The sequence below is a fragment of the Cupriavidus sp. 05N40 genome (assembly GCF_056397305.1).
Genome location: NZ_JBFTND010000072.1, coordinates 36,486 through 52,573, shown reverse-complemented (window position 1 = coordinate 52,573; position 16,088 = coordinate 36,486). Strand labels below are relative to the sequence as shown.

Sequence of the window (16,088 nt, the reverse complement as noted above, 5' to 3'; positions counted from 1 at the left end):
TCCATGCACCGGTGGACGGCAAGGTTGGCAGGCGCTCGGCGCGGGTCGGCGCATTTGTGACGCCCGGCGCGCCGGTTCTCGCGATTGTCCCGGTCTCCGACGCCTATGTCGTCRCCAACTTCCAGGAAAACCAGATCACCAATATGCGACCTGGCCACAGCGTGCGCATCAAGGTGGATAGCCTTCCTGGCGTCGTGATCCAAGGTCATATCGATAGCCTTGCCCCGGCGACCGGAGTGAGCTTCGCGCCTATTGCTCCTGACAACGCAACCGGCAACTTCACGAAGATCGTCCAGCGCGTGCCCGTCAAGATCACCATCGACCGCGGGCAGCAAGCCGCGTCGGAATTGAGCGTAGGCCTTTCCGTCGTAACGGAAGTGGCCGTTGGCCGCCGTGGCGATATGCTGGCCAAGGGAGCAGACAGAAAATGAACGCGAATGAATACTCTTTCCGCGCCTCGGTGCTGGCGATACTGGCGTGCCTCGCGATGGCCGGCTGCGCGGTCGGGCCGGACTTCGAACGTCCGGGCGCGGCCACCCCCGACGTCTTCGACCGCGCCCAGTCTGCGCAAGCATCGAGCAAGGCGGTTGAATCCCAGTTCAGTTCGGAATGGTGGACACTGCTCGACGATCCCCTGTTGAACTCGCTCGAAAAGCAACTGGCCGATGCGAACCTGGACGTGGCCGCCGCGTCGGCGCGGCTGCGGCAAAGCCGGGCCGCGCAACGGGTGGCCGGCGCCGCTGAATATCCGACACTGGACGGCGCCGCCTCCTATCACCGCGAGCGCGGAAGTCCAAACGGCATCCTCTCCTTGCTTGGGGTCAGCCCGACAGGTAGTCAGCCACAATCGGCATCGGGCGACGCGCCGCTCGGCGTAGCGCCATTGCCGGGTTCGAGCGGTTCGCCCGCATTCGACCTGTACCAGTTCGGCTTCGATGCGTCGTGGGAGATCGATATCTGGGGCCGCGTGCGACGCGGTGTCGAAGCGGCGACCGCTTTGACGGCGGCCTCGTACGAGGACCGGAACGCGGTTCTCCTGTCTGCCCGCGCCGAACTCGCGCGAGACTATATCGAGTTGCGCGACACGCAGTCCCTGCTACAGATCGCAGGACAGAACCTTGAAATCGCCCGTGACACCACCAAGCTCACGCAGGTACGCGCACGTGAAGGCGTCACGACGGATCTGGACGTGGCCAATGCTTCCGCACAGGTGGCATCGATCGAAAGCCTGATCCCGACGCTCGAGTCGCGTCGCGAGGCCACCATCAATGCGATCGGACTGTTGCTGGCCGAAGAGCCGGGCGCACTGCGGCAAGCGCTCGGCGAAGTGCGTGACATTCCGGAACTCCCCAAGGAGGTGCCCATCGGTTTCCCGTCGGAACTCGTGCAGCGCAGACCGGACATCAGGAGGGCGGAAGCGCAACTGCACGCGGCCACGGCGTCGATCGGCATGGCAAAGGCTGACTTCTATCCGCGCATCACGCTAAATGGCAGTGCCGGGTTCCAGAGTCTCCAACTCTCGAACCTCGCAAACTGGGCRTCGGGCCAGTTTGTCGTCGGACCGTCGATCTCGCTTCCCATCTTCGAGGGCGGCAAGCTCAAGGGGATGCTGCATCTGCGCGAGGCGCAGCAACAGGAAGCCGCGATCGTCTACAAACGCACCCTGCTCGAAGCCTGGCGCGAGGTTGACGACGCGCTGCTCGCCTACGATGCCGARCAGCGGCGGCGCGACCGGCTGACCGAGGTCGTGAGCCTGAACCAGCGCGCGCTCTCGATCGCGCAGCAACGGTACAAGGCYGGCGCYATCGAYTACCTCAACGTCCTGAACGTGCAGAARCARTTGMTCGAAGSGCAGCGCAATCTTGARCWGAGCAGGKCAACCGCCGCCRCSAACCTYATTACGCTATGCAAGGTACTCGGTGGCGGCTGGGAGTCGACCTACGGCGAGCAGCACGTTGTTCGCTGAGGAGGTGTTTGGGCGAGCGGGTGCGGGTTTCATCGCTTCCAGGCTTTGCTACCGTCGCACACACACCAATATCAGCCTGGCACTTCCCCGCCTTACAAGTACTTGAACAGATTCATCCCCTGGATCTGCATGAACGACTGCTGGGCGGCCTGCAGCGCAGTCTGGCGCTGGTAATACTCGGGGATTGCGGAGTAGTAGTCCAGGTCCTGCAGGCCGGACAGGGTCTGCGTGTAGTTCAGCGAGCGGTTGGAGCCGATGGTGTTGAGCGCATCGAGTTCCTGCAGGCGGGAGCCTGCCGAGGACTGTACCGTGCTGACGTTGTCGAGCGAGTTGGCCATCTTGCGGTTGGCGGTCGCCAGCGCGTTGGTCAGCGAGGCGCGGTCCGCATCGGTGACCATGGGCTTTTTCAGCGCGGCGATGACGCTCTGCAGGTTGGCGAAGATATCGGTGCCGGCCTGCTGCGCGGGCTGCAGGTTGACGATGTCGCCGCTGTTGGGCGTGCCCTTGATCGACAGCGAAAGACCGCCGATCTGGATGCCGGCATCGTCGGTGTAGGCGACAGGAGTGCCGACCGCGGCCGGCGGGGTGGCGCTGTTGTCGACCACCTGGTATTGCATCGCGCCGGTGGTGGGATCGGCGGCGAAATTGATCGACAGGGCATGGCCGTACAGCGCATTGGTCGGGTCGGCGACCGTGACCGCGCTGAAGGTGGCCGTGCCGGTGTTGCCCGCGCCCGCGGAGGCCACATAGCTTGCGGTGTTCTGCACGCTCATGAAAATGGCGTAGCCGTTGTCGTTGGTCGGCATCTGGCGCGACACGTCGACCTGCAGCAATTGCTGGCCCGTGTCGCCCGTGTATTGCACCGCGCCGAGGCTGTTCTTGGAGAACGGCGGCGTCGACGACTGGTAGCCCGCGAACATGAACTGGCCGTTGCCGTCGTCGGCGTTGGCCGTGCCCAGCAACTGGTTGTAGGCGTCTTGCAGCGACGATGCCACGGAGGCGCGGTCGGCGTCGCTCATGGTGCCGTTGCCGCCCTGCACCACCAGCGTCTGGATATTCTGGATCGTGGTGACGACGCTGTTGAGGGAGTTCAGCTCCATCGACAGGTTGTTGGTGGCCTGCTTGCGCGACGTGGTGTACTGGTCGTTGACCGCGCTCGACTGTGCGACGGTCAGGGCGCGGGTGGCGCCGACGGGATCGTCCGACGGCGTGAGGATGCGGCGGCCGGTGCCGAGTTGCTGCTGCACATGCAGCAGGGAGCCTTGCTGGCTGTTCATCGAGGCCAGGCCGAGCTGGTAAAGCGTTGAGCTTGCGACGCGCATGTCTGTTCCTTTCCTGGGATCCGGGTCTGCTGGACGATCAGTTGCCGATGCCGATGATGGTATCGAACAGGTTGGTGGCGGTCTGGATCACCTTGGCGTTGGCCTGGTAGAGCTGCTGGAAGCGCAGCATCGACACGGTTTCCTCATCCATGTTCACGCCCGACACGMTCTGCTGTGCGGTGGTGACCTGCGTGGTGACGCTGTCTTGCGACGTCGATGCGATCTGCACCGACTTGGCACGGCTGCCGACGTCGTTGACCAGCTGGGCAAAGGCATCGTTGTAGCTGGAGACACCGCCGATGGTCTTGACGTTCTGCAGCTTGGCCAGCGTCAAGGCGTTGCCATTGTCGGACACGCCGCCGAGGTTGGGCGCCAGGGTGAAGGTGTCGTTCACGGCAGGCGTGCCGGCGAAGCTCACGGTGATGCCGTTGAACGAGAAATCCGTTGCGGCGCCGTTGGGGGTCGGGCCGGTGGTCGGCACGACCGCGGCACCGGCGGCGTCGGTGAAGACGTAGCCGGCGGCGGTGTACTTCGCGGTGATGGTGGTGGYGGGCAGGCTGAAGCCCGCCGCGACGTTGCTGACCTTGACGGTGCCGGTGCCGGTGTTGGTGGCGCCGGTGCTGGCGCGCAGCGGACCCGCGGCAGCAATCTTGGCCGGATCGGTGATCGCCATGTCCATTGCCGCGGCCACGTTGCGGGTCGGCTGGATCTGGAACGAATCGTTGGTCGACATCGCGGTCGGGATATTGACGTCCACGCCATCCGCCGACAGCGTCAGCGGGTAGATAGCGGTGGCGCCGGCCTGGCTGGCCACGACCTTGCTGTCGGACGCGCGCACCAGGTTGTAGTTGGTGCCGTCGAACGACAGGGTGTAGTCGCTGGTGGTGAGCTGGGACGTATTGCTGATGGTCGCCGAGACCGCGGAGGCGCCTGTGTTGGTGGTCTTGGCGATCACCGCGGGCGTGCCCAGCGTGAACAGGTTGCCGCCGATCTGCCCGGTCAGGTCCACGCCAAGCTTGTGCTGGTCGTTGAAGGTCTGCGCCAGCGTCACCGACAGGCGGCCGATGGCGTTCTGCGCCGAGTCCAGGGTCTCGCTGCGGAACTTCAGCAGGCCACCGACGGAGCCGCCCGTGAGCGAGCTCTCATCCATCTCATACGCATTGCCGTTGGCTTGCGTGTAAGCGATGGTGGTACGCGAAGGGTCGTCGGCCGAGGCGACTGCCTTCAGGTCGTACGAGCTGGAGCCCATCACCAGCGCCTGGCCGTTGCCGGCGAAGACATTGTAGGTGCCGTCCTGCGGCACCACCTTGACGCCAACGATCTGGGTCAGTTGCGAGACCAGCTGGTCACGCTGGTCGAGCAGGTCGTTGGGAGGCTGGCCGGCACCGGCCGCGGTCGCCTGCGTGATCTGGGTGTTGAGCTTGGCGATCTGCTGGGAGAACGCGTTGATCTGCGTCACCGAGCTTTGCAGCTGGCTGTTGACACCGTCGCGCAACTGCTGGAAATATGCGTTGGCGGCCCGCATCTGGCCCGTCAGCGACTGGCCGGCGTTGAGCAGGTTCTGGCGCGCGGCGGGGTCGGCCGGCGTATCGGACACGCCCTGCACGGCGGCGMAGAACTTCTGCATCAGCGGCGCCAGGCCACCCTTCTGGTCGGCCAGCAGGTTGTCGATCTGGCCGATCTGGTCGGAGTAGGTGGAGAGCTGCGCGCTGGCGGTCTGGGCACCGCGCAGCTGGTTGGTCAGGAATTCGTCATAGACGCGGACCACCGAGGTGGCATTCGAGCCCTGGCCGTAGAAGCCGGCGCTGGTGTACTGGCCGCCGGCCGAAGCGATGATGGTGTTCTGGCGGGTGTAGCCAGTGGTGGCCGCATTGCTGAGATTGTGGCCAACCGTGGTCAGCGCGTTCTGCGCCGTGTTCAGGCCGGAAAGTCCGATATTGAAGAGAGACATGCTCTAGCTCCGCGTCTGGTGGCTGCCGTGCGCCTGGCCGGGCGATCCGCGCACCGGAGCCGGTGCCAGTTCGCCGCTGCGAGGACCGACGGCGGTGAATGGTGTAAGTAACGGCAAAAAGACAAACAGACTTTAGAGCGCGGCGGCCGAATATTTGCCCGCCGCGGCCGGCCCGAGGGCTCAGACCGGGACCTTGCGCATGATCCGCACGAGCTTCTCGCCGTAAGCCGGATCGGTGGCGTAGCCGGCCCGCTGCAAGCCGCGCGCGGCGTCGTCCGGGTTGCCCGCGGCCAGCACCTCGGCATAGCGCGGGTTGTTGCTCAGCAGGCGTCCGTAGTCGGCAAACGCTTCGTCGTACGAACCATAGGCGCGAAAGCGCGCGCGCACCTTCTGCGGCTGGCCGTCGACGTATTCGGTGGTGGTGATTTCCGCGACGGCGCCCTTCCAGTTCGCCCCGGCCTTGACGCCGAACACGTTGAAGGTGGTGCTGCCGTCCGGATGCGCGATCTCGCGCCGGCCCCAGCCGGATTCGAGCGCGGCCTGGCCGAGGATCAGCTTGGCCGGCACGCCGGTGGCGCGCGAGGCGGACATGGCGGGCCCCGCCATGCGCGAGACGAAGGCGCTGATATGGGCCGGCGTGTCTTCCGGCAGCGCCGGGCCGTTGCCCTGCCAGGCGCCGGTGTCCTGGGCCTGGCCCTGGTATTGGCGCAGCCCGGCGGTCGGGTTCCAGCTGGGGCCGGCCACCACGCTGCCGGCGCGCGGCGTGTCGCCGTCGCCGTTGCGCATGTCGAGCGCGCCGGCCAGGCCGGGAGCGGCGTCGTCCATGCCGGCCTGCAGCGACGCCTGCCTTGCCGCCGCGACCCCGGCGCTGCCGGCAAGCTCGGGCGGCACCGCCGCGCCGCTGGCCCGCGCCAGCTGGCGCACCATCACGTCCGCCAGGCCGATGCCGCGGCTGGACATCTGCTGCGAGAGCTGCTGGTCCATCATCGACATGTAGAGCTTGGTCTGCTCATTGTCGAACAGGCCCTCCTGCGGCGTGGCATCGCGCATGCTCTTGAGCACCATCTGCGTGAACACAGCCTCGAACTGGCGGGCCGCGGTGCGCAGCGTCTCGGGTCCGGCCCCGGTGCGGGCGCTCTGCTTGAGTCCCTCGAAACCCTGGGTGTCCAGGGCAAAGCGTTGCGAGAGTTCGGCCTGCGCGGCCAGTCGGCTGGCGGACATGGTCAGATGATCTCGAGGTCCGCGCGCAGCGCGCCGGCCGCGCGCATGGCTTCCAGGATGGTCTGCAGGTCGGCCGGGGTCGCGCCCAGCGAATTGAGGCCCTTGACCACCGCCGCCAGCGAGGCGCCCGCCTTCACGATCTGCAGCGAACCGGCCTGCTGCTTCAGGTCGATCTGCGACACCGGCGCCACCACGGTCTGGCCGCCGCTGAACGGCGCCGGCTGGCTGATCACCGGCTGGGTGTTGATGACCACGGAGAGATTGCCGTGCGCGACGGCGCAGTCTTCCACGGTGACGGCCTGGTTCATGACGATCGAGCCGGTGCGTGCGTTGAGAATGACCTTGGCCGCGGCCTTGGCGCGCGTGACCTCGATGTTCTCGATGCGCGCCATGAAACCCACTCGCGCGGAGGAACCCTGCGGCGTGCGCACCTGCACTACGCGCCCGTCCAGCGCGGTGGCCACGCCGCCGCCCATGTTGCGGTTGATGGCATCGACCACGCGTTCCGCGGTGCCGTAGTCGGTTTCACGCAGTTCGATGTTCAGCAGGCCGCCTTCGGGCTGGAAGGCCGGCACGGCGCGTTCGACGATACCGCCGTTGGCGATGCGGCCCACCGCCAGCTGGTTGACCTGCACCTTGCTGCCGTTGGCCGACGCACCCGCGCCGCCCACCAGCATGTTGCCCTGCGCGATGGCATAGACCTGGCCATCGGCCCCCTTGAGCGGCGTCATCAGCAAGGTGCCGCCGCGCAGGCTCTTGGCGTTACCCATCGACGACACCACCACGTCGAGCTGGGTGCCGGGCTGCGCGAACGGCGGCAGCGTCGCCGTCACCATCACCGCCGCCACGTTCTTGAGCTGCATGTTCTTGCCGGCCGGCAGCGTGATGCCGAGCTGCGAGAGCATATTGGTCAGGCTCTGCGTGGTAAACGGCGTCTGCATGGTCTGGTCGCCGGTGCTGTCCAGCCCGACCACCAGGCCGTAGCCGACCAGCGGATTGTCCCGCACGCCCTGGAAGGTAGCCAGGTTCTTCAGCCGTTCCGCATGCGCCGCGCCTGACAGCAGGCCCAGCGTCAGCGCGAGGAAGAGAGCGCGGACGAAGCGGCGGCGCAAGACAGGGAGCGAAGACGGGAACATGATGCAATCTGCCATCAGTACGGTGAAACGTTGAGGAAGAAACGCTGCAGCCAGCCCATGTTCTGCGTTTCGTCGATATAGCCCTTGGCGGTGTATTCGATGCGCGCGTCCGCCACCTGGGTGGACGGGACCGCGTTGTCGCCTGTGATCGTGCGCGGATTGACCACGCCCGAGAAGCGGATGAACTCCGCGCCCTGGTTGATGGCCATCTGCTTTTCGCCGGACACCACCAGGTTGCCGTTGGGCAGCACTTCCAGCACGGTCACGGTGATGGTGCCGCTGAAGGTGTTGGCGGCGGTGGCGCCGCCGCTGGCCTTGAGGGCGTTGGCACCGCTCATGGTGGCGTTCTGGCTGCTGCTGAACAAGCCACCGAGCGCCTTGGGCACGGCATCGAATGCCAGCGCGCTGTTGGACGTGCGGCTGGCGTTGGTGCCGGAATTCTTGCTGGCGTTGACGTTTTCGCTGATCACGATGGTGAGGATGTCGCCCACGTTGCGCGGACGGCGATCCTCGAACAGCGGATTGCCTGCGTACGACCCCTGGAAAATCGATCCGCTCGCCGGTCCCAATGCGCGGGGTTCCGCCCGCGCGGTGGTGGGAAGCTGGACCAGCGGCTCGCGCGGCATCATCGCGCAACCGGTCGCGAGGCAGCACAGGGCGAGCGCGCCCAGGCGGGTCAACGAGGCAATCATGATCATCCGAGCTGGGTGAGGCGCTGCAGCATCTGGTCGGACGTCTGCACTGCCTTGCTGTTGATCTCGTAGGCGCGCTGGGTCTGGATCATGCTGACCAGCTCTTCGACCACGTTCACGTTGGAGGCTTCCACGTAGTTCTGCTGCAGCGTGCCGGCGCCGTTCAGGCCGGGCACGGTGGTGTTGGGCGCGCCCGATGCGTCGGTCTGCACGTACAGGTTCTCGCCCAGGCTTTCCAGTCCGGCCGGATTGGCAAAGGTAGCCAGTTGCAGCTGGCCGACCTGCACGTTGTTGCTCGAGCCCGGCTGCGTGACCGAGACCGTGCCGTCGCGCCCCACGGTGAGCGTGGTGTAGTTGGCCGGCAGCGTGATGGCGGGCTGGACCACGAAGCCGCTGGAGGTCACCAGCTGGCCGTTCGGGTCGGTCTGGAACGAGCCGTCGCGCGTGTAGGCGGTGGTGCCGTCGGGCAGCGTGACCTGGAAGAAGCCCTGGCCGATSAYGGCCACGTCCTTGCTGTTGCCGGTCTGCKKCGGRTTGCCCTGSGTGTGGATRCGYTCSGTGGCCACGGGGCGCACGCCGGTRCCCAGCTGCAGGCCCGAGGGCAGCGTGGTCTGGTCCGACGACAGCGCGCCCGGCTGGCGCACGGTCTGGTACATCAGTTCCTCGAACACGGCGCGGCCGCGCTTGAAGCCGTTGGTCGACACGTTGGCCAGGTTGTTCGAGATCACGTCCATCTGCGTCTGCTGCGCATCGAGGCCGGTCTTGGCAATCCAGAGAGAGCGGATCATGTTTGTCCTCACAGGCCGCCGCATGGTGCGACGGCGCATCAATTCAAGAAATTCAGTTGTTCGAGAGCAGCTGGTTGGCGCGCTGGTCGTTGGTGTCCGCGCCCTGGATCATCTTCATCTGCATCTCGAAGCGGCGCGCGTTGGCGATCATGTCGACCATGGCTTCCACCGGATTCACGTTGCTGCCTTCAAGCGCGCCGGAAACCACGCGTACGTTGGCGTCCTGCTGCAGCGGCTGCGCGCCGGGGCGCAGGCGGAACAGGCCGTCGTCGCCGCGGGCGATCGACTCCGGCGGCGGGTTCACCAGGCGCAGCTTGCCAACCTGCGCAAGGCCTTGCGCGGCATCGCCGGGGCCGCGCGCGGTGATGGCGCCATCGCTGCCGATGCTGACCGTCGACCCGGGCGGCACCGCGATCGGGCCGCCGTCGCCCATCACCGGCAAGCCGGTGCTGGTCAGCAGCTGGCCGTCGGCCGACACCTGCAGCGAACCTGCGCGAGTGTAGGCCTCGCTGCCGTCGGGCGCCTGCACGGTCAGCCAGCCATTGCCCTGCAGCGCCACGTCCAGCGGACGCTCGGTGTAGGTCAGCGGGCCGGCCTTCATGTCAGCGCCCGGCGTGGAAGCCAGCGTGAAGGCGCGGGTCGGCGAGGCATTGCCCACCACCGGCACCGCGCGGAACATGTTGACCTGCGCGCGGAAGGCCGGCGTGGAGGCATTGGCCAGGTTGTTGGATACCGCAGCCTGCTGGTCAAGCGTCTGCTTGGCCCCCGACAGGGCGGTATAGATCAAGCGGTCCATTGCGTTTCCTCAGTTCCGGCCTTGCTTGCCGACGACGTGCATTACAGGTTGACCAGGGTCTGCATGACCGTGTCCTGTGCCTTGATGGTCTGCGCGTTGGCCTGGTAGTTGCGCTGCGCCACGATCAGGCTCACGAGCTGGCCGGAGAGGTCCACGTTGGAGGCTTCGACCGCATTGGACTTGAGCGTGCCCAGGCTGCCGCCGGGCGCGCCGACCACCGGCTGGCCCGACGCGCCGGTCGCCGACCACACATTGTTGCCTTCGGGCCTGAGGCCTTCGGGGTTGCCAAAGCCCGCCATCACGACCTGGCCCAGTGCCTGGGTCTTCTGATTGGAGTAGCTGCCCAGGATGGTGCCGTCCGGCTGGATGGCGAAGCCCAGCAGGCTGCCCGCCGCATAGCCATCCTGCACCGGCGGCTTGGTGTCGCTGGCGCCGGCGAACTGCGTGGTGCCGGTCAGGTCCATGGCGATGGCCATCGCGGCGGCGCCGTTGGAGGCGGGCATGGCGATGTTGGTGGTGGCGCCAGGCGCCGGCGACACCAGGTTGCCGTTCGAGCTGAACTGCATCGTGGTGGTGTTGACGACGTTGCCCGCCGCATCGGTCAGGTGCATGGTCCAGTCGGTGCCGCCCGGCTGCGTGCCGGCGCCCGGCGTACCCGTCGAGAAGTACGCGGTCAGCTGGCGGGCATTGCCCAGCGAGTCATACACCGTCACGCCGGTGCCGTAGTTGTACATGCTCAAGGTCGGCAACGAAGCCGGCACCGGGGGCGGTCCGGGGAGCGGGCCGGTGCTGACGAACGGCGTGGCCGGAACCTTGCTGCCGGAATCCAGGTTGAACGACGAGGCCAGCGTGGTGGTGGCCTTGGCCGCCATGGTGGTGCTGGGCACCACCAGCGGCTGCGGCTGCACCGCGCCGCCGCCGGTCGTGCCGGCCGGGTAGCCGGTCAGCGCCAGGCCCTGCGCATTGGTGATGCTGCCGTCGGGCTGGCGCGAGAACTGGCCATTGCGCGAGTAGAAGACCGAACCTGTGGCGTCGGTCAGGCGGTAGAAGCCGTTGCCGTTGGTGATCGCCACGTCGAGCGAGCTGCCGCTCGCCTCGATATTGCCCTGGCTGAACGACTGCACCACCGAATTCACCGTCACGCCCAGGCCAATCTTGGTGCCCRCATACACGTCGGCGAACTGCGCCGTCGATTGCTTGTAGCCGACGGTATTGGCGTTGGCGATGTTGTTGCCGATGACGTCCAGGTTGGATGCCGCGGCGTTGATGCCGCTTACCCCTTGACCGAAACCCATGATGTTCCCCTAGTAGACTGGTTAGCTGATGAATCGCAGTTGAATCAAAGAATGCGGCGCACGTCGTCGACGGACGCCGTGCGGCCGTTGCCGATATCCACCAGCACGCCGCTGGAGTCACCGCTGATGCTGCCCACCTTGCCGTAGACCAGCGCGACCGGCGTGACATCCTTGCCGCTGGCCGTGGCCGTGACCTTGAAGCTGTAGTCGCCGTCGGGCAAAGCCGCGCCGGCATCGTTCTTGCCGTCCCACGGAATGTCGTGCACGCCCGCGACCTGGCCCTTCATGTCGATGGTGCGCACGACGTTGCCGTCCTTGTCGAGCACGTTCACCGTGACCGCGTCGGCCGTCGAAGGCAGGTCCACGCCGATCTTGTCCGGCACGCCGCCCGTCACCGAGGTGCTGGAGCCCGGCACCATCACCGTATGGCCGATCAGCGACGCCGAATCCATGGCCCGGCTGGCGGAGACTTGCGACAGCAGCGCCTGCAGCGTGCTGTTCATGGTCTGCATGCCGCTCACCTGGCTGATCTGCGCGAGCTGCGAGGTGAGCTGCGAGTTGTCCATCGGGTTGAGCGGGTCCTGGTTGTTCATCTGCGTGACCAGCATGGTCAGGAAGTTGTTCTGCAGGTCGGCGGCGCTAGCGCTGCCACTCTGCAAGGCGTTGTTGATGCCCTGGCTGCTGGTATCGACGGAAGAAGTGCTAGTCATTGCGTATCCCGGTTAAGACGATTACTGCCCGATGGTCAGTGTCTTGAGCATCATGTTCTTGGCGGTGTTGAGGACTTCCACGTTGGCCTGGTAGGACCGCGAGGCCGAGATCATGTTGACCATCTCTTCCACCGGGTTGACGTTCGGCATGGTGACGTAGCCGTCGGCGTTGGCCAGCGGATGTGTCGGGTTGTGGATCATGCGCGGCGGCGACGGGTCTTCCAGCACGCCTTCCACCTGCACGCCGCCCACGTCGCTCTGGCCTGGCGTGGGTGCCAGGCCGAACACCACCTGCTTGGCGCGGTAGGGCTGGCCGTTGGGGCTGACCGCGCTGTCCGCGTTGGCCAGGTTGGAGGCGGTCACGTTCATGCGCTGCGACTGCGCGGCCATGGCCGAGCCGGCCACCTCGAAGATATTCATTGCTGGCATGGCGCGCTCACTGCTGGATGGCCGACAGCATGGTCTTGATCTTGGCGCTCATCACCGTGAGGCCAGACTCGAAGTGCACCGCGTTGTCGGCGAAGGCCACGCGCTCGGTGTCCATCTCGACGGTATTGCCGTCGATGCTCGACTGCATGGGGATGCGGTACTCGAGGTCCATGTTGTCGGACGCCGACGCCTGGCCCGGCAGGTGCCGCGCCGAGGTCGTGGAGAGAGATACGCCTTCGGCGCGCCTGCCGCGCTCGACCGTCTGCGCCAGCGTGCTGGAGAAATCGAAGTCGCGCGCCTTGTAGCCGGGCGTGTCGGCGTGCGCGATATTGGAGGCAATCACCGACTGCCGCTGGGTCCGCAAGCTCAGCGCATCCTGCTGGAAGCGCAGTGCCGCATCGAGTCTGTCAATCATGTCTGTGTCTCGCTGGAGGGAGAGAGCGATGAAGGTCGACCTTCTTCAGGTGTGCCATCTTAGGTTCGGCCCTGTCATCCCAATCGTGCGAATRGGGCAAAGAAAACTGCGTATTTCGGAACGAGAGAGAAAGCGCGGCTGCCTACAATGGGTCCTGTTCTCGCGGCCCGGCCCGCGCGCCGGTGGCGCGCCAGCGCACCGCTCCTTGCCTGGATGCACCCATGATTCCTCGTTTCCGGTCCGCCGTTGCGCGTGCCCTGCTCTGTGTGCTCGCCGCCGGCGGCGCCCTGTCCGGCAGCGTCCGCGCAGCGCCGCCCTCGCCCTTTGCCGAAGACCCGGTGCGCGTCGCGGTGGAGCGGTTCCTCGAACGCCAGACCGCCGGGCTGCCCGGCAAGGCCAGCATCCAGGTCGTGCCGCCGTCGGGCGGCCGCGCACCGGAATGCACCCTGCCCGAACCCTTCCTGCCGCCGGGCGCGTCGCCCTGGGGCCGCGTCTCCGTCGGCGTGCGCTGCGGCGGCGAGCGCCCGTGGACGCGCTACGTGCAGGCGCGCGTCGCGGTGGTGGCCGATTACTACGTGGCCGGCCGCAATTTCACCCCCGGCGAGCCAGTAGACCCTTCTGACCTGGAAGTGCGCCAGGGCGACCTTTCCAACCTGCCGCGCGCGGTGGTGACCGACCCCGCGCAGATCGCGGGCGCCGTGGCCGCCAGCCGCATCGCAGCGGGTTCGCCGATGCGCACGGATCTCCTGAAGAAGGCCATTGCCGTGCGGCAGGGACAGAACGTGACGGTGGTGGTCGAGGGGGATTCCTTCCAGCTCAGCAGCGAGGGCAAGGTGATGGCCGAAGCCGCGGTCGGCAGCAATGTGCAGGTGCGGCTCAAGAGCGGCCAGGTGGTCAGCGCGCTGGTGCGCAATGGCGACACGGTGGTGCTGCAGCAATAGGCTGGCGTGCCTGGGTAGCGCAACGGTCTCATGAGACAATGGCGCGCAGCGCTGCAGGATGTGCAGCCGGCATCCCAAGACCGGCGTCCGGCGGGCAGCGTGGCCGGACGGGTCCGTGAGCCGGGCCGGATGGACCCGGGGCGGCCCTAAAGTTCTGCCGCCACCGTCCGATAAGCCAGAGGTACCCAGCAAGGAATCACCGTGAAGATCAATCAGACCACCTCCTCGAGGCCGGGCGACGCCGGCGACGGTGCAACGCGCAGCGTGGCAGGCACCCCCGCCGGCCCGGCCGCCGCCCCGGAAACCCCCGGCGTGCGCGTCAGCCCGCTGGGCGCCCAGGTGCGCGAAATCGGCGCGCGCCTGGTGGAAGACCAAGACGACGACATCGATACCGCCAAGGTGGACGAAATCCGCCAGGCCATCGCCGAAGGACGCATCAAGATCGACCCCAGCAAGATCGCAGACGGTCTGCTGGCGTCGCTGCGCGAACTCAACGGCGGCGCCTGACGCTCGACACCGGCGGCAAAGCCAACCCACGACACTTAGGCAAGCCATGAGCCAGTCCCTGATCCAGAACCTCGCCCGGGAAACCGAGCTCTCCAAGGAATTCGCCGCCGTGCTGGGCGAAGAGCGCGCCATGATCAAGGCGGGCGACTACCAGGCGCTGGTCGGCCTGCTGGATCGCAAGGTCGAACTGGCCGGCTCGCTGCAGACGCTGACGCGCACGCGCGAGGCGCAGATGGGTGCCATGGGGATTCGCCTCGGTGCGGGCGGCCAGCTGTTCGGGCGCGAGATCGTGCCTGCCGTCGAGACCGCATGGCGCGACCTGCTGTTCGCCGCGCGCATGGCGCGCGATGCCAACGCCGTCAATGCGGCCGTGGTGGATGCGCATCTGGAGTTCACGCAGGAAGCCATCCTGGCGCTGCGCCACCGGGGCGAGACGGGCACGTTGTACGGCAAGGACGGGCGAACCCAGCAAGGTCCGCAAGGCGTCAGCCTGGCGGCGGGCTGAACCGGTGTCTTGTCGCCACGGGCTTTCGCAAGCCCGCGGCGAAATGCAGGAAAGACCGAACGAACAAAAAAAGCGGCTTCGCTCCCGGCAGGGAAGGCGAAGCCGCTTTTTTTTGTTCGGGCGCGGTGGCGGAGCCGGTGGCTTGAGGGTTGGAGCCTGAGGCTTGAGACTTGAGGCTTGAGCGGCTGCGGGGGCTTGGGAAGCGGCGCCCGGGCGGAAAGGCCCGGGCCGCCGAATCCATGCACCTGCGGTCTTACCTGTACCCCACCACCACTTGTCCCGACTGTCCCTGCAGGACGGGCGTCAGCGCGCCCTTCCCCGGTACCTGGAACGCGAACACGAATCCCCTGCCTGCGTCATCCCCGCTGAAGGCATCGGTGAGTCCCTCCGCCCCCGGCAGCAACACGCAGCGCTGCGCATTGCAGAGATAGGCCTGCAGATCGAGCGGCGGCGTGCGGGTAAAGCTGTAGCGCCACCGCACGGTGGTGATGGCGCCCTCGGCCTGCGGCAGATACCCGGTCGGGGTGATGGGCGCGGACATGGTGCGCAGGCCCTTGCCATACAAGGCGGGGCCACTCACGGAAGCCGACCACGAATGCAGGGTAGGTCCTGCCGGCGCGGCCCAGCCGTGGCTGCAGCATGCGGCAATGGCCGCCACGGCGATATGGCGGGACCTGGCTTTCATAGCAGCCCGCGCAGCTGCGAACGCAGGCGCGTGATGGCCTGGCTGCGGATCTGGCAGACGCGCGACTCCGTCACCTCGAGCACGGCGCCGATCTCACGCAGGTTCAGCTCCTGGTCGTAGCACAGCGACAGCACCAGCTTTTCCCGCTCGGGCAGTCGCTCGATGGCGCGTATCAGCGCTTCGCGCATGCCGCTCTCCATCAGCACGGTGAGCGGATTGCCGTCGTCGCTGACGCTCAGGTGGCGATCCAGGAAGTCTTCTTCGCCGGAGCGTTCGAAGTCTTCGTAGTGCAGCAGCTGGCAGCCATAGACCTCGTTGAGCAAGGTCTGGTATTCGTCGAGTGGCAACTCGAGCTCCTGCGCCACCTCGGAGTCCAGCGGCGCCCGGCCGAGCGTCTGCTCGAGGCCGCGCACGGTACGCTCGATGCGCCGGGTGAACTGGCGCAGGCTGCGCGATTGCCAGTCGTTGGCGCGCACCTCGTCGAGCATGGCGCCGCGGATGCGCTGGCTGGCATAGGTCTCGAAACGCGCACCGTGCGTATCCTCGTAACGCTTGGCGGCGTCGAGCAGGCCGATCATGCCAGCCTGGATGAGGTCATCGAGCTGCACGCTGGCCGGCAGCTTGGCCGCGAGTTGCAAGGCGATGCGACGCACCAGCGACGCATGCGCGGTCACGGTGTCAGTCTGTTCGAGCTTTCCCTGAATCGTATACATGGTGGAATTCTCGTGA

At 66.7% G+C, this 16,088-nt stretch carries 17 protein-coding genes and 1 pseudogene; 5 read left to right on the top strand and 13 right to left on the bottom strand.

The annotated features are described in order from the left end of the window. Both AC1DO7_RS18070 and AC1DO7_RS18065 read left to right on the top strand, forming a co-directional pair. Positions 1–431 (top strand): annotated as a pseudogene (locus AC1DO7_RS18070) (HlyD family secretion protein); the annotation flags it as partial. Beyond that, positions 428–1,966, top strand: a complete 1,539-nt coding sequence (locus tag AC1DO7_RS18065; protein ID WP_477116398.1) for an efflux transporter outer membrane subunit — start codon at positions 428–430, stop codon at positions 1,964–1,966. The pseudogene AC1DO7_RS18070 and the gene AC1DO7_RS18065, both read left to right, overlap by 4 nt. Positions 1,967–2,058: 92 nt before the next feature. On the opposite strand, the gene flgL is transcribed toward AC1DO7_RS18065, so the two are convergent. The 11 genes from flgL to flgB all read right to left on the bottom strand — a co-directional run bounded on the left by flgL (position 2,059) and on the right by flgB (position 12,721). Further along, on the bottom strand, positions 2,059–3,288 hold the full coding sequence (flgL, locus tag AC1DO7_RS18060) for a flagellar hook-associated protein FlgL (RefSeq protein WP_441621987.1): 1,230 nt from the start codon (positions 3,286–3,288) through the stop codon (positions 2,059–2,061). Positions 3,289–3,325: 37 nt separating this feature from the next. Next, positions 3,326–5,239 (bottom strand): flagellar hook-associated protein FlgK, encoded by a 1,914-nt coding sequence (gene flgK / locus AC1DO7_RS18055; RefSeq protein ID WP_477116397.1) that lies wholly within the window; start codon positions 5,237–5,239, stop codon positions 3,326–3,328. 180 nt (positions 5,240–5,419) lie between these two features. Continuing rightward, positions 5,420–6,460, bottom strand: coding sequence for a flagellar assembly peptidoglycan hydrolase FlgJ (gene flgJ / locus AC1DO7_RS18050; RefSeq protein WP_477116396.1), 1,041 nt, complete (start codon positions 6,458–6,460; stop codon positions 5,420–5,422). 2 nt (positions 6,461–6,462) lie between these two features. Next, complete coding sequence (locus AC1DO7_RS18045; RefSeq protein WP_441650385.1) at positions 6,463–7,596, bottom strand: flagellar basal body P-ring protein FlgI; 1,134 nt, start codon at positions 7,594–7,596, stop codon at positions 6,463–6,465. Positions 7,597–7,610: 14 nt separating this feature from the next. Then, positions 7,611–8,294: a flagellar basal body L-ring protein FlgH gene (gene flgH / locus AC1DO7_RS18040; protein WP_441621979.1), complete on the bottom strand. Its 684-nt coding sequence runs from the start codon at positions 8,292–8,294 to the stop codon at positions 7,611–7,613. Beyond that, a complete protein-coding gene (gene flgG / locus AC1DO7_RS18035; RefSeq protein ID WP_477116395.1) occupies positions 8,291–9,076 on the bottom strand; it encodes a flagellar basal-body rod protein FlgG in 786 nt (261 codons plus the stop codon). Before flgG ends, flgH begins: the two co-directional genes overlap by 4 nt. A 52-nt stretch (positions 9,077–9,128) precedes the next feature. Further along, on the bottom strand, positions 9,129–9,872 hold the full coding sequence (gene flgF, locus AC1DO7_RS18030; RefSeq protein WP_441650386.1) for a flagellar basal-body rod protein FlgF: 744 nt from the start codon (positions 9,870–9,872) through the stop codon (positions 9,129–9,131). Positions 9,873–9,913: 41 nt separating this feature from the next. Beyond that, positions 9,914–11,167: a flagellar hook protein FlgE gene (gene flgE, locus AC1DO7_RS18025; protein ID WP_477116394.1), complete on the bottom strand. Its 1,254-nt coding sequence runs from the start codon at positions 11,165–11,167 to the stop codon at positions 9,914–9,916. A 44-nt stretch (positions 11,168–11,211) separates the two neighbouring features. Next, entirely contained in the window at positions 11,212–11,877 is a 666-nt protein-coding gene (gene flgD, locus AC1DO7_RS18020; protein ID WP_441621972.1) for a flagellar hook assembly protein FlgD, read from the bottom strand. A gap of 21 nt (positions 11,878–11,898) precedes the next feature. After that, positions 11,899–12,306, bottom strand: coding sequence for a flagellar basal body rod protein FlgC (gene flgC, locus AC1DO7_RS18015; protein ID WP_441621970.1), 408 nt, complete (start codon positions 12,304–12,306; stop codon positions 11,899–11,901). A gap of 7 nt (positions 12,307–12,313) precedes the next feature. After that, positions 12,314–12,721, bottom strand: coding sequence for a flagellar basal body rod protein FlgB (gene flgB / locus AC1DO7_RS18010; protein WP_441650388.1), 408 nt, complete (start codon positions 12,719–12,721; stop codon positions 12,314–12,316). A 221-nt stretch (positions 12,722–12,942) separates the two neighbouring features. On the opposite strand from flgB, the gene flgA reads away from it, so the two are divergent. From flgA to AC1DO7_RS17995, 3 genes are all read left to right on the top strand, one after another. After that, positions 12,943–13,662 (top strand): flagellar basal body P-ring formation chaperone FlgA, encoded by a 720-nt coding sequence (gene flgA / locus AC1DO7_RS18005; RefSeq protein ID WP_441621966.1) that lies wholly within the window; start codon positions 12,943–12,945, stop codon positions 13,660–13,662. 201 nt (positions 13,663–13,863) lie between these two features. Next, positions 13,864–14,169, top strand: a complete 306-nt coding sequence (flgM, locus tag AC1DO7_RS18000) for a flagellar biosynthesis anti-sigma factor FlgM (protein WP_441621964.1) — start codon at positions 13,864–13,866, stop codon at positions 14,167–14,169. Between the two features lie 46 nt (positions 14,170–14,215). Then, positions 14,216–14,674 carry a flagella synthesis protein FlgN gene (locus tag AC1DO7_RS17995; RefSeq protein WP_441621962.1) on the top strand — a complete coding sequence of 153 codons (459 nt, stop codon included), beginning with the start codon at positions 14,216–14,218 and terminating at the stop codon, positions 14,672–14,674. 253 nt (positions 14,675–14,927) lie between these two features. Here the strand turns inward: AC1DO7_RS17995 and AC1DO7_RS17990 are convergent, their stop codons facing one another. Continuing rightward, positions 14,928–15,359, bottom strand: coding sequence for a flagellar protein FlhE (locus tag AC1DO7_RS17990; protein WP_441650389.1), 432 nt, complete (start codon positions 15,357–15,359; stop codon positions 14,928–14,930). Further along, the gene (locus AC1DO7_RS17985; protein ID WP_006162649.1) at positions 15,356–16,072 is read right to left on the bottom strand and encodes an RNA polymerase sigma factor FliA; all 717 of its coding nucleotides are present in this window, start codon (positions 16,070–16,072) and stop codon (positions 15,356–15,358) included. The genes AC1DO7_RS17990 and AC1DO7_RS17985 overlap by 4 nt, the downstream gene beginning before the upstream one ends. Positions 16,073–16,088 lie beyond the last annotated feature (16 nt).

Bases quoted from the DNA above. Each gene is read 5' to 3' on its own strand.
- flgL (WP_441621987.1), bottom strand. From the start codon at position 3,288: ATGCGCGTCGCAAGCTCAACGCTTTACCAGCTCGGCCTGGCCTCGATG.
- flgJ (WP_477116396.1), bottom strand. From the start codon at position 6,460: ATGTCCGCCAGCCGACTGGCCGCGCAGGCCGAACTCTCGCAACGCTTT.
- AC1DO7_RS18045 (WP_441650385.1), bottom strand. From the start codon at position 7,596: ATGTTCCCGTCTTCGCTCCCTGTCTTGCGCCGCCGCTTCGTCCGCGCT.
- flgH (WP_441621979.1), bottom strand. From the start codon at position 8,294: ATGATCATGATTGCCTCGTTGACCCGCCTGGGCGCGCTCGCCCTGTGC.
- flgF (WP_441650386.1), bottom strand. From the start codon at position 9,872: ATGGACCGCTTGATCTATACCGCCCTGTCGGGGGCCAAGCAGACGCTT.
- flgD (WP_441621972.1), bottom strand. From the start codon at position 11,877: ATGACTAGCACTTCTTCCGTCGATACCAGCAGCCAGGGCATCAACAAC.
- flgC (WP_441621970.1), bottom strand. From the start codon at position 12,306: ATGCCAGCAATGAATATCTTCGAGGTGGCCGGCTCGGCCATGGCCGCG.
- flgB (WP_441650388.1), bottom strand. From the start codon at position 12,721: ATGATTGACAGACTCGATGCGGCACTGCGCTTCCAGCAGGATGCGCTG.
- flgA (WP_441621966.1), top strand. From the start codon at position 12,943: ATGATTCCTCGTTTCCGGTCCGCCGTTGCGCGTGCCCTGCTCTGTGTG.
- AC1DO7_RS17995 (WP_441621962.1), top strand. From the start codon at position 14,216: ATGAGCCAGTCCCTGATCCAGAACCTCGCCCGGGAAACCGAGCTCTCC.
- AC1DO7_RS17990 (WP_441650389.1), bottom strand. From the start codon at position 15,359: ATGAAAGCCAGGTCCCGCCATATCGCCGTGGCGGCCATTGCCGCATGC.
- AC1DO7_RS17985 (WP_006162649.1), bottom strand. From the start codon at position 16,072: ATGTATACGATTCAGGGAAAGCTCGAACAGACTGACACCGTGACCGCG.